Source organism: Micromonospora sp. ATLC16 (assembly GCF_057196645.1).
Genome location: NZ_JBXUOW010000104.1, coordinates 1 through 12041, shown reverse-complemented (window position 1 = coordinate 12041; position 12041 = coordinate 1). Strand labels below are relative to the sequence as shown.

At 70.7% G+C, this 12041-nt stretch carries 9 protein-coding genes and 1 pseudogene; 7 read left to right on the top strand and 3 right to left on the bottom strand.

The genetic code is table 11. The features are described from left to right. Together AC2CHE_RS25350 and AC2CHE_RS25345 are read left to right on the top strand one after the other, a co-directional pair. A pseudogene (locus AC2CHE_RS25350) lies at positions 1 to 815 on the top strand (hypothetical protein); the annotation flags it as partial. Positions 816 to 836: 21 nt separating this feature from the next. Continuing rightward, entirely contained in the window at positions 837 to 1169 is a 333-nt protein-coding gene (locus AC2CHE_RS25345) for a hypothetical protein (protein WP_484507356.1), read from the top strand. A 62-nt stretch (positions 1170 to 1231) separates the two neighbouring features. Here the strand turns inward: AC2CHE_RS25345 and AC2CHE_RS25340 are convergent, their stop codons facing one another. Then, entirely contained in the window at positions 1232 to 2011 is a 780-nt protein-coding gene (locus tag AC2CHE_RS25340) for a transposase family protein (protein WP_484507355.1), read from the bottom strand. 109 nt (positions 2012 to 2120) lie between these two features. Between AC2CHE_RS25340 and AC2CHE_RS25335 the strand changes: the two genes are divergently transcribed. Next, complete coding sequence (locus AC2CHE_RS25335; RefSeq protein ID WP_484507354.1) at positions 2121 to 2576, top strand: hypothetical protein; 456 nt, start codon at positions 2121 to 2123, stop codon at positions 2574 to 2576. Positions 2577 to 3138: 562 nt separating this feature from the next. Here AC2CHE_RS25335 and AC2CHE_RS25330 read toward each other — a convergent pair. Beyond that, positions 3139 to 4158 (bottom strand): NAD(P)-binding domain-containing protein, encoded by a 1020-nt coding sequence (locus AC2CHE_RS25330; protein ID WP_484507353.1) that lies wholly within the window; start codon positions 4156 to 4158, stop codon positions 3139 to 3141. A gap of 528 nt (positions 4159 to 4686) precedes the next feature. Here AC2CHE_RS25330 and AC2CHE_RS25325 point away from each other — a divergent pair. After that, the gene (locus AC2CHE_RS25325; RefSeq protein ID WP_484507352.1) at positions 4687 to 5013 is read left to right on the top strand and encodes an MMPL family transporter; all 327 of its coding nucleotides are present in this window, start codon (positions 4687 to 4689) and stop codon (positions 5011 to 5013) included. Between the two features lie 103 nt (positions 5014 to 5116). On the opposite strand, the gene AC2CHE_RS25320 is transcribed toward AC2CHE_RS25325, so the two are convergent. Beyond that, a complete protein-coding gene (locus AC2CHE_RS25320; RefSeq protein WP_155247000.1) occupies positions 5117 to 5353 on the bottom strand; it encodes a hypothetical protein in 237 nt (78 codons plus the stop codon). A 610-nt stretch (positions 5354 to 5963) separates the two neighbouring features. Here AC2CHE_RS25320 and AC2CHE_RS25315 point away from each other — a divergent pair. The 3 genes from AC2CHE_RS25315 to AC2CHE_RS25305 form a co-directional block, all read left to right on the top strand. Further along, the gene (locus AC2CHE_RS25315; RefSeq protein WP_484507351.1) at positions 5964 to 6452 is read left to right on the top strand and encodes a hypothetical protein; all 489 of its coding nucleotides are present in this window, start codon (positions 5964 to 5966) and stop codon (positions 6450 to 6452) included. Beyond that, positions 6449 to 6925, top strand: a complete 477-nt coding sequence (locus tag AC2CHE_RS25310) for a flavodoxin domain-containing protein (protein ID WP_019032758.1) — start codon at positions 6449 to 6451, stop codon at positions 6923 to 6925. The genes AC2CHE_RS25315 and AC2CHE_RS25310 overlap by 4 nt, the downstream gene beginning before the upstream one ends. Before the next feature lie 41 nt (positions 6926 to 6966). After that, positions 6967 to 12041: beta-ketoacyl synthase N-terminal-like domain-containing protein (locus tag AC2CHE_RS25305; protein ID WP_484507350.1), on the top strand; the 5075-nt coding region annotated here is incomplete at its 3' end.

Below are 12041 nucleotides of genomic sequence, written 5' to 3'. Positions count from 1 at the left end.
ATCCTCGTACGAGGGCGGGACCTGCGGGACGGACGACACACCACGATCATGCCAGCCAATCAACCAAACTGGACGACCGGCCGCCGGCTCACATCAAGCTGAATACGTACGTCCCCCCGGCCTGCGGAGCCAGCTGCCAACAACAACGCGAAACATACCGGCAGGCCAGCAACGAACGCGCCGAAGCAGAACGCAAACAACGCGAATGCCAAGCCAGCTTCTGGTGCCGCAACGGGCAGGGGCTCAAGGATGGACTCAGTGCTGCTGGCAATTGGGTCGTCGAGCACAAGAATGCGATCCTGACTGGCGCGGCGATCGTGGCGGCTGGCCTCTGCATCGTGGCTACCGCGGGTGTCTGCCTCGCCGCGGCGGCCGGAGCAGCACTCACCAGTGCCGCCTACCGAGTGAATGATTTCGCGGGAAGCGACATGACCAAGGCGGACGTTGCGAAGCTCGGCGTCGGCCTGGCCACAGATGTTGGGTTAGTGTTCATTCCGGGAGCACGTGTGGCCTCAGGCGGTACCAAGTTTCTAGCACAAAATTCGATCAGAATTCCGCTGGGCCGCGTGGGTGAAGCGTTGACCGGCGCGAAGTCAATCTCTCTCGGAAATGGCCGGCTGGGAACGTCGGTGGGCAGGATTCCGCTGGGTCGTGTAGGGAGAGCGTTGACCGGGGCGACGGGGATCAACTACGGACTTGGTCGTCTCGAGGCGGGGACTCGTTGGGTTCCGTTGCGTGCTGCGGCGACCGTAGGTGGATGGATTACAACAAACCATGACCCATTTACCAACGCCGTCGGTAATATGATGGACTGATCAGGCTTCTGGAGGTGAAGTGTGGCAATCGTCACGGTGCTGATGATTATTGCAGGTCTGGCTGCAATAATCTGGGTGGCCAACTGGCCCTTCGGTACGCCGTTGGCAAAGGATCTCGGTGACGAGGAGCATCGTATTAATGCCGCGCACAATAGGCGGCATCATCGCGGTGCGGTACGCATTTTGCTGCCCGGTCTTGCCATCATTTTTGGGATTACATCAATTAGGATTTTCGTGGACCAAAAAAGTCAGTTCGCGGCAGTCTTCATGGGTGTGTGTTCGGTCGTGTGCGCGGGCGTGTTCGTCGCATTGATGAAGGGAGATCGCAGGCGGCGGTATTCGAAACGGCGATAGACTCCCACCCTAAAGGACGTCTCGTAACTCGGTGGAGGCGTTGCCTGGCAACGGTGCTGGTGTCATCCGAGCAGGATGATGTTGTGGAGGTGGGCGATGCCGGAAGCGGTGTCGGTCAATGTGTGGGCGGCGCGGCGGTAGTCGCGGAGGATCTTGAAGGTCTTCATGCGGGCCAGGGCGTGTTCGACCTGGGCTCGGACGGTGCGGTGCTGCTTGTTCAGGTTCTTCTTCCAGTCGGGTAGTTCGCTGCCGTTGGTGGGTTTGCGGTAGGGGATGATCACGTCGGGGTTGCCGCGGTAGGCGCCGTCGGCCATGACCGGCCGTCCGGCGAGCTTGGCGTCGATGCCGGAGGTGCGGTAGACGATGGTGTCGTTGCGGTTGTCGGGCTGCGGGTCGCCCAGGGCGACGACGAGACGGGTGTGGGCGTCGATGGCGACCTGCAGGTTCGTTGAGTAGCGGTAGTTCTTGCTCGGGGCGGCGAGGCGGTGGTCGCGGGTCGGGACCAGGGTGCCGTCGACGATGGCGATCTGGTCGACCCGACGCCGCCGTACCGGAGCCAAGGCGAGCAGCGGGCCGAGGGTGTCGATGACCCGGTGTGCGGCGGAGTGGGACACCCCGAACAGGGGACCGATCTGCCGCATCGTCAGGTTCGTCCGCCAGTAGGTCGCGACCAGCAGCACCCGGTCGGCGAGGTCAAGTGACCACTGCCGGCCCGGCCGACCGTCGGCGATCGCGTCACCGCCCCGCTCGGCGACCAGCCGGACCAGCCGGCGGAACTGGACGGGCTGCAGTCCGGTGAACGGGAAGATCCACTTCTGGCGGGCTGCCGAGATCACCTGCACCCCGCAATGATCCACCATGGACCGCCGACGGAGTTACGAGACGTCCCTTAGGTGCTAGCAAAAAGTGGTGGCATCATGGGAAGGCTGGCTAGGTGTGAGGTGATCGCGGTTGGCGAAACGTAGCAATCGTCGTCAAGGCAAGAGGGTCCCGGGCGTCGGTGATTCGGCGAGGACGGCCAAGCTGACGATCCGCCTTGCCTACCCGCCTGCGGCATTCGTCTACCGGGCTACAAAGCCGCGCGTGCTGGTCGATGGTGTTGACGTCGGAGTGGCGCGGTGGGGTGAACACCGAGTGCCAGTCACGGCGGGTTGGCACCGAGTGCAGGTATGGGTGCCGTACGTGTTGCCTCGGAAAGCCGGACGAGCGCAGACAGACATCGCGGTGGATGTTCGTGAGGTTGCCGTCGTCGCGTACATGGCGCCGGCGGTGACCTTTGCCCGAGGGTCGCTAGGCCGGCCGGGGCAGAAGTCGACCGGACTTTCAACAGTCATGGCCCTCAACGCCATCGCGCTCGTCGTGGCGTTCGCTGCCCTGCTCGTCCTCCTAATGGTCGGCCTAAACTGACTGGGGGCCGCGACCAGTGGCGAAATCTGATCGGCCCGACGACCGCCACCAGCCGATCGTCCTGACCGCGCCTCGCCGGTGGCCTGCTGCAACGCCTCACTGTCGGAGTCCATCACAGCGCGGAATGCACGCCGAGGTCGTTGGTGCGACCACACCGGCGTGCCGGGTTTGCCGCGAAGCCTGCCTTGCCCGGCAGATGACCGCCCGCCGCAGTAGACGCCGGTGTTCCGGTCGGCGGTGACCGCCGGAAGCCGATGGTGGTGGGGCAGTGGTGCGACGACTCCTTTACTCGGCCGGTTTATCATTCAGTCGACCTGGACAAACGTGCGTGAGCATGCCGCTGGGCCACCGGACTACTGGGGGTTTATGCTTCGTGCGACCTGGACAAACGTGTTTGAGCATGCAGCTGGGCCACTGGACTACCTGGGGGTCAAGTGCCGCAGCTGCCGCCAATTGTCGCTTCGCCGTGGCTCGCTGTCGCTCCCGACCGGACAAGCACGCCGGGGCCCCGCCGGTGGCAACGGTCCCGTACGCGACGTCAGGGCTAAAGCGGCCTCCCCGGTCACACCGAAGAGCTCCGTCCTCTCAGGTCGGCGAAGAGCCGGCCGGTCGCGGCGGCCTGCTTGCGGGCACAACGCATGGACGCGCCTCCGCAGCCGTCGCCGTCATAGTTCAGGGCGGCGATACGACGGTGTGGGGAGAGGCGCATACCCTTGGTCCTGCCCGGATCCGCGGCGGGGAAGTCGAGGCCGACCGGTGACGCGTACCCCGTCGCGGCGATGATGTGGTCGTACTTCTCGACACTTCCGTCGGAGAACTCCACGCGTTCTCCATCGACTTGGAGAACGCGGGTCGGCATGATCGTGCAGCGGGCCGGAACCGTGGAGGGGCTCTTGGTGATCACGAATCCGCGGGGAGCCTCACCTCTCGTGGAGTAGCGCACGCACGTTCCCAGCATGGCGAGGGGTGAGTGCCGGGAGATCAGTCGCACCTTGCGCCCGGTGCACCACGACAGCCGGATGTCGGGCCGCTCCTCGATGATCTCCTCGCAGACCTCCACCCCGCTCTGGCCACCGCCGACCACGAGGACCGACTGATGGGGTTGGATGCCCGACAGGTCCCGGAGGGTGGAGGCGTGGTAGCAGTTGTCCCCCGTCCAGTCCGCGGGGATGCGCGGCGCCCCGTAGTGACCCGTCGCGACGACCACGAACGCGTACGGTGTCTCGCCGTGGGGGGTCGTCACGCCCACGTGTGAGTCGTGCTCCACGACACGGTCGACCTGGGTGAGGAAACGTCTCAGCTGAAGGTCGGCGCGCTCGTCGGACCAGGCCTTCAGGAGGGTACGGAACTCCTGGACGGTCACGGTCGGTTTCGTTCTGTACTCGGGGGCGATGCACCTTCCCGGATTGACCAGCTCGGTGCTCTCGCGGGTCTTGCCCCACGGCATGGGCTGCCAGATTCCCCCCGGTTCGGGGTCCGACGAGTACCAGTCCACAACACTCCCTCGGCGGGTGAGCTCTCGGACGGCCAGGATGCCGAAGAGGCCGCTTCCGATGACGGCGCAGCTGTTGTCCGTTGCCATGCGATCGAACTTCCTTTCCGGGGACGTTGACTCGGCACGTGCTCGGTGGCCGGTTGGGCGGCCGGTACGGCGGCGTCGGCCGCAATGACCGGACCCGGCTCGCCGTCCGGCCGGGATCGCGGCCCGGCTGCGACGGTTTCCGTTCCGCGGTGGTGTCGCCGAGGCAGGATTTGATGTCTGCGCCCGTTGGAACCGTGATTCACCTTTTCGGCGATTGCGCCACTCACCCAGGGCCCCTGGAGGTGACTTCTCGGGTCTTTGGTCCTCTTGCCGGCCGCGGCGTCGATCAATGGTCGATGCCGGGGCCGGGGCCGGGGCCTGTCACTGCTCCGACAGGGAGGCGGTATGCCGAACAATCCGTCGCGGGCGGACAACCATCGGTCATGAACCGTTCCCCCGAACGGACTTTCCGGAGCATTCTGGATCATGTTGCGCACGTGGCGCACGAGAGCGATGACGCTGTGTTTCGCCAGGCGGTGTGCAGGGAAGATGAACGGTCCGTAATCGACCTGCTTTGGCACCGCCGCCGTGGCGATCGGGCTGGAACGCATCGGGCGCATGGTCACGGCGGCCGCGGTCCTCATCTCGATCGTCTTCCTGGCGTTCACCGTCTCCGGCATCACTTACATCAAGGCGTACGGCGTGGGCCTGCCGCTGGCCGTGCTGGTGGACGCGACCCTGATCCGCGGCGCGCTCCTGCCGGCCCTGATGCGCCTGGGTGGGCGGGCCACCTGGTGGGCTCCCGGCCCGCTGAGGCGCCTGCACGGACGGTTCGGGCTGCGGGAGGCGCCCGGAACAGCGTTGCCGGCGCTCGGCGCCTCGGGCGGGGCCGCGGTGACGACCGGACAGACCTGACCGCCCCGACGGGGCTCGTGGCAGACGCCGGCCGTTCGCGGGCCGGCGTCCGCTCACCCATGTCCGGGGCGTCGCGGGTCGGGTGCGCCACGACGGTCGTCGGTCACCCCTCAGGGCGGTCGTCCCGATCCAGCGACCGCAACTGGGCCAGCAGGTCCGGGTGACGGTAGATGAAGGTGCGGTGCACCCGGGCGATGCGCGCGACACCGCTGATGCTGGTGTCACCGCCGTGAGTCGCGACGTGCCGGAGAGTGTCGAGGACGCGCTGCCGGCGGCGGACCGAGTCGGCCTGCCGGGCGGCGGCCAGGGCGGCGGCGTTCTCGGGAGTTGGTCTGGACATGCCGTTCATCACGGTCGTCCGGCGTTGGGGGCGGACGACCGTGGCTGAGTGCGTCTCATGATGACCCTTTTCCTGTACCCGCTCGATGGATGCGTGTCCAGGATTTCGCCCGGCGTCCCGTGGCCGTAGGGCCCACAGGTCCGCACAGGAGGGTCGTTCGGCAGGTGGTCCCGGCCTGCCCCGCCGGGGGTGGCCGTTCCGCCGGACCGGATCATCCGTCGCGGCGGGAGCCTCGGACGATGGGGCCGGAACCTGTCGGTTTCTCGGTCAGGACGAGATCCACCGAGCGGGTGGATTCCCCGGGAAGTTGACCTTGTCGCGCACGTTGCGCACGCGCTCTGTGGCATCCCGGTGACGATGCGTGCGAGCAGTGCGAATGAACATTGCGCACCCGAAGCGCTACGAAGCGTAGCGAAGCCGCCGGCGATCCGGACGCGTTGACACGGCCTTCCGGGCGGCCGAAAGTCACAGCATCGGGGATGTAACTGGCATCCGCGGACGCCGGTCCGAAGTGGACCACGGGGTTGAGGCGTCCCGGACTCACGGTCGTCGACCGTGAGCGGCTGCCGTCGCTCCCGTCGCTGCTCACCCCTCGCTGGCAGAAGGTGCCATGGACGCGCTCGACGAAATTCTCCGGCACACCCACGCCTGGAACAGCTGGCTCGTCCTGATCACCGGCTGCGCCGCCCTCGGCGGGCTGATCGTGTCGGTCCGGCGAGGCAGGCGCCAGGGGAGCCGGATGCTCGGCGCGTTCGTGGGCGCCGTACACCTGCAGGTGGTCCTGGGCATCGCGCTCGCGCTGCTGCTGACCGCCACCGGCGACGAGCTCTTCGCCGGCGACGGCGCGAAGGCCGGCTGGCACGCGGCCCTCGGGGTGACGGCGGCCGTCTCCGCCACCGTCGCGGTCCGGCTGCGCCGACGCTCCGACCGGCCTTGGCCGGCGGTGCTCGCGGCCGCGGCGGCGCTGGTTGCGCCGCAGCTGGCACGGCTGCCCCTGGTCGTCCTGGGCATCCTCGTCGCCGTCGGCGCCGCCGAACTGCTCCGGCGGCGTTCCCCGGAGGCCCCGCAACCCACGTCCCCCAGCCAGGAGTCGCAATGAAGGTCCTGATCGTCACCGAGTCGTGCTTCGGCAACACGGCCCGGGTCGCCGACGCGGTTGCCGACGGCCTGCGGTCCACGGGCGCGGAGGTCACTGTCGCGGAGGCCGCTGCCGCGCCCGCGCTCGACGGCGTGGACCTGCTGCTGGTCGGCGCGCCCACGCACAACATGGGTCTCCCCGGGCCGGCATCGCGCAGGCAGGCTGCGGCGAAGGGCGGCCACCCGGCCGCCTCGGGCGTGGCGGAGTGGCTGGACCAGCTGCCCACCGGGTTTGGTGGCCGCGCCGCCACCTTCGACACCGTAACCGGCACCGGCTTCTTCTCCGGCTCCGCCGCCAAGGGCATCCAGAAGCGGCTGCGCCGCCACCGGGTGGACGTGGTCGCCCGGGAGAGCTTCGTGGTCACGGCCACCGAAGGCCCGCTGGCCGACGGCGAGCTCGACCGCGCCCGACTGTGGGGCGCCGCCCTGGCCTGACCGGGGCGGCCCGCCGGCCCCTGCGAGAACTGGAGTGTGTGATGGCGACACCCGCTTACGAGACGCTCGTCGACCGCTTCCGTACCGTCCTGCAACGCCGTTCCGACGTGCCCTGCTACCGGTTCCTCCTCGACGGCGAGGGTGCCGCGCAGGTCCTCACCGGCGCCGACCTCGACCGCCGCGCCCGCGCCATCGCGGTCGCGTTGCGCGAGCGTACGGCGCAGGGGGACCGGGCGCTGATCCTCTGCCCGCCCGGGCTCGACTACGTGGCGGCCTTCTTCGGCTGCCTCTACGCGGGCGTGGTGCCGGTCCCGGCGTACCCGCCGGACCCGGGTCTGCTCGCCCGGATGCTGCCCCGGCTGGCCGGTGTGCTCCGGGACGCCGCTCCCGCGGTCGTCCTCGCCCCCGCCGCGGACGCCGGGCTGGCCGGGCACCTCGCGGCCCTCGCCCCCGAGGCGGGCACGCTGCCGTGGCTGGCGGTGGACGACGTGGACGACGCGAGCGCGGACCAGTGGCGGCGTCCCGGGGTGCGGGGCGACGACCTGGCCCTGCTGCAGTACACGTCCGGTTCCACCGGAAGCCCCAAGGGCGTCATGCTCAGCCACGCCAATCTGCTCGCCAACCTGGCCGCCATCGACGAACGGTTCTTCGACCCGGCCGACCCGGATCCGAGCTGCGTGATCTGGCTGCCGCCGTACCACGACATGGGTCTCATCGGCGGGCTGCTGGAGCCGGCGTACCGGGGGTACCCGGTGACCTTCATGTCGCCCCTGGCCTTCCTGAAGCGGCCCGTCCGGTGGCTGCGCGCCATCGCCGACCAGCGGGCTACGCATGCCGGCGGACCCAACTTCGCCTTCGACCTCTGCGTCGCGAAGATCCCGGAAGCCGAACGCGCCGAGCTCGACCTCAGCAACTGGCAGGTCGCCTTCTCTGGTGCGGAGCCGGTCCGGGCCGCGACGCTCGACCGATTCGCCGACGCGTTCGTGAGCAGCGGCTTCCGCCGCACCGCGTTCTACCCCTGCTACGGGATGGCCGAGGCGTCCCTGCTGGTCGCCGGTGGCACGCGGGCGTCCGAGCCCTCGCTGCTGCGGGTACGGGCCGACGCGCTGCAACGCAACCGCGTCGAACCGGCCAAGGCCGAGGACACCGCCCGCACCCTCGTCGGGTGCGGCCCGGTCATCGACGGGCACCAGCTCGTGATCGCCGCCCCCGACGAGCGGACGCCGCTTCCGGACCGCCAGGTCGGCGAGATCTGGGTGGCCGGACCGAGCGTGGCGCGGGGCTTCTGGGGCCGCCCGGAGGAGACCGCCGAACGGCTCGGCGCCCAGCTCGCCGACGGCGACGGCCCGTTCCTGCGTACCGGTGACCTCGGCTTCCTCGACGGCGGCCAGCTCTACGTGACCGGCCGCATCAAGGACCTCGTGATCATCGCCGGCCGCAACCACTACCCGCAGGACATCGAACGCACCGTGGAGGATGCCCACCCGGCACTGCGCCGTAGCGCCGGGATCGCCTTCTCCGTGGATTCCGGCGACGAGGAGCGGCTCGTCGTGGTCCAGGCGATCAAGGGGAGCGCCGCCCACCTCGACACCGGGGAGGTCTTCGACGCCGTCCGAGCCGCGGTCGCCGCCGACCACGGCCTGCAGGTCCACGACATCGTGCTGGTCAAGGCGGGCAGCATCCCGAAGACCTCCAGCGGCAAGCTGCAGCGGTACGCCGGCAAGCAGGCCTACCTGGCCGGCTCGCTGACCGTGGTGGCGCGGTCGTCCGTGGCGTCCGCCCGCCCGGTCCGGGAACCCGCGCCGGCCGAACCCCTGAGCCGGGCACAGCTGGAGGAACGGATCGTGCGGGAGCTCGCCACGCGCCTGCGCCTCGACCCCGAGTCACTCGACCCGAAGCGCCCGATAGCGACCTACGGCCTGCAGTCGGTGGACCTGGTGGGCCTGATCGGCGAACTCGAACAGTGGTCCGGCCGGTCACTGCCGGCCACGCTCGCCTGGGAATACCCGACCGTGGAAGCCCTGGCCGGCTTCCTGGCCGACGACGGGCCCGCGACCGCGGGGCAGGCACCCGCCCGACCGGGTACGCAGGGCCCGGAGCCGATCGCGGTGATCGGCATCGGCTGCCGCTTCCCCGGCGGGGCCGACGGGCCGCAGGAGTACTGGCGGCTGCTCACCGAGGGCCGGGACGCCGTGACCGAGGTGCCCGGCGACCGCTGGCGCTTCGCGGACGTCGACGCGAGCCGGTGGGGCGCGTTCCTCAGCGGCGGCGTGCAGGGTTTCGACCCCGCGTTCTTCGGGATCTCCCCCCGCGAGGCCGCCCGGATGGACCCCCAGCAGCGGCTGCTCGCCGAGGTTGCCTGGGAGGCGATCGAGGACGCGGGCATCGTGCCCGGGCACCTCGCCGCCTCCGCCACCGGGGTCTTCGTCGGCATCGCCACCAACGACTACGCGCACCTGCAGGTGAAGCGACTCGACCGGATCGACGCGCACACCGGTACCGGCAACGCCCTCAGCATCGCCGCGAACCGGCTGTCCTACCTCTTCGACCTGCGTGGGCCGAGCCTCGCCGTGGACACGGCCTGCTCCTCGTCGCTGGTCGCCGTACAGCAGGCGTGCGCCAGCATCGCGCAGGGCGACTGCGACCTCGCCCTCGCCGGCGGGGTGAACCTCATCCTCTCCCCGGCCCTGGCGATCAACTTCACCCGGGCCGGCGCGATGGCCGCCGACGGGCGGTGCAAACCGTTCGACTCGCGCGCCGACGGCTACGTCCGCGCCGAGGGCGCCGGCGTAGTGGTGCTGAAGCCGCTCGCCCGGGCGATACGCGACGGCGACGCGATCTACGCCGTCATCCGCGGCGGCGCGGTCAACCAGGACGGCCGGACCAACGGGCTGATGGCGCCGAACCCGCACGCCCAGGAATCGGTCGTCCGCGCCGCGTACGCCCGGGCCGGCGTCGCCCCCGCCGACGTGCACTACGTCGAGGCGCACGGCACCGGCACGCTGCTCGGCGACCCGATCGAGGCCAAGGCGCTCGCCGCCGTGGTGTCCGCGCGCCGCGACCCCGCGCGACCCTGCCTGATCGGGTCGGTGAAGTCGAACATCGGTCACCTCGAGGCCGCGGCCGGCATCGCCGGTCTGATCAAGGTCGCCCTCATGCTGCGCCATCGCCGCATCCCGGCGAGCCGGCACTACCGCGAGCCGAACCCGCACGTCCCCTTCGACCAACTGGCGTTGCGCGTCGCGGACGTCGCGCAGCCGTGGCCGGCCGGCGACGGTCCGGCGCTGGCCGGGGTGAGCTCGTTCGGCTTCGGTGGCACGAACTGCCACCTGGTGCTCCAGGAGGCTCCGCCGGCGGCTCCGGTCGAACGGGCGGCACCCGACCGCACCCTGGTGCTCACGGCGTCCGCGGCCACCGACGCGGCGCTGCGTGAGCTGGCCGCCCGGCACGCGGCCCGGCTCGCCGAGCCCGGGGCCGAATCCACGGTGGCGGCGTACTGCGCGGCCGCGGCGGTCCGGCGTACCCACCACGCGAAGCGACTGGCCTGCGTGGGCGCATCGGCGGCCGAGCTGAGTGAGGCGCTCGCCGCGTACGCCCGCGGGGCCGACCACCCCGCGCTGATCGCCGACGTCCGGCCCAGCGGCCGCCGTCCTCGGCCGGTGTTCGTCTTCGCCGGGCAGGGCCCCCGCTGGTGGCCGCTGGCGGCCGAGCTGCTGGACGCCGAGCCGGTCTTCCGGGAGGCGCTGCACCGGTGCGACGCCGCGCTGCGCCGGCACGTCGACTGGTCGCTCGTCGAGCAGCTCACCATGGCGCCGGAGCGGTCCCGGCTCGCCGACCCGGGTGTGGTGCAGCCGGCCACCTGCGCGCTGCAGATCGCCCTCGCCACCCTCTGGCGGTCCTGGGGTGTCGAGCCGGCCGCGGTGGTCGGGCACAGCGTCGGCGAGATCGCCGCCGCGCACGTCGCCGGTGCCCTCGACCTGGACGACGCCCTGCGGGTCGCCCTGCACCGCGGGCGGGTGATCCGTACGGTGATCGGCCGGGGCAAGATGGCTGTCGTCGGGGCGTCCTACGACGAGACCCGCAAGATCCTGGCCCGGCTCGACGACGGCCTCGTCTCGGCGGCGGCCGAGAACGGCCCCACCTCGACGGTCATCTCCGGCGAGACCGCGGCGGTGGAGCGGCTGGCCGGCCTCCTGGACGACGAGGGCGTCTTCTGCCGGGTCCTGGAGTCCGTCGACTACGCGTCGCACAGCCCGCAGATGGAGCCGCTGCAGGCCGTCCTGCGCGACGCCCTGGCCGGCCTCACCCCGGGGCCGACCGCCCGTACCCTGGTCTCGACCGTCACCGGCCAGCCGATCGACGGGTCCGCTGTCGACGCCGACTACTGGGCGACGAACCTGCGCCGGCCGGTGCTGCTCGACCGTGCCGTGGACCACCTGCTGGCCACCGGGCACGACACATTCGTCGAGATCTCCGGCCACCCCATGCTCATCGGCGCCCTCGCCGAGAAGCTCGACGCCCGCGACCAGCCTGGCACGGTGGTCGGCTCCCTGCACCGCGACCAGCCCGGCCGCGCCGCGCTGCTCGGCGAACTGGCCACGCTCCACTGCGCCGGCCTGCCGGTCGACTGGACCCGGCTGTACGGCACGGTCCCGCCGGTGGTGCCGCTGCCGTCCTACCCGTGGCAGCGGGAACGCTGCTGGATCGACCACGACGACGAGGTCCCGCAGGCCGTGGCGCCCGCCGAGCGTGCGCTCTGGCAGGCGGTGCAGAGCGGCGACCTGGACACGTTGCACGAGGTGCTGGGGCTGACCGGCCCCGTGCAGCGCGACGCGCTCGCCATCGTGCTGCCCGCCCTGGTTGCCTGGCGCCGGTCGGCGCACGACCGTGCGACCGCCGAGTCGTGGCGCTACCGCGTCACGTGGACGCCGCTGCCGGACACCCGGGCCACGCCGCTCTCCGGCACCTGGCTGCTGCTGACTCCGGCCGCCCCGGCCGGCGCCGACCTCGCCGGTGTGGTCCGGGCGGCACTCGTCGGGCAGGGCGCGACCGTCGTCGACGTAGCGGTCGCCGGCGTCGACCGGGCGTCGCTCACCGCGGCCCTGCGGCGATCGCC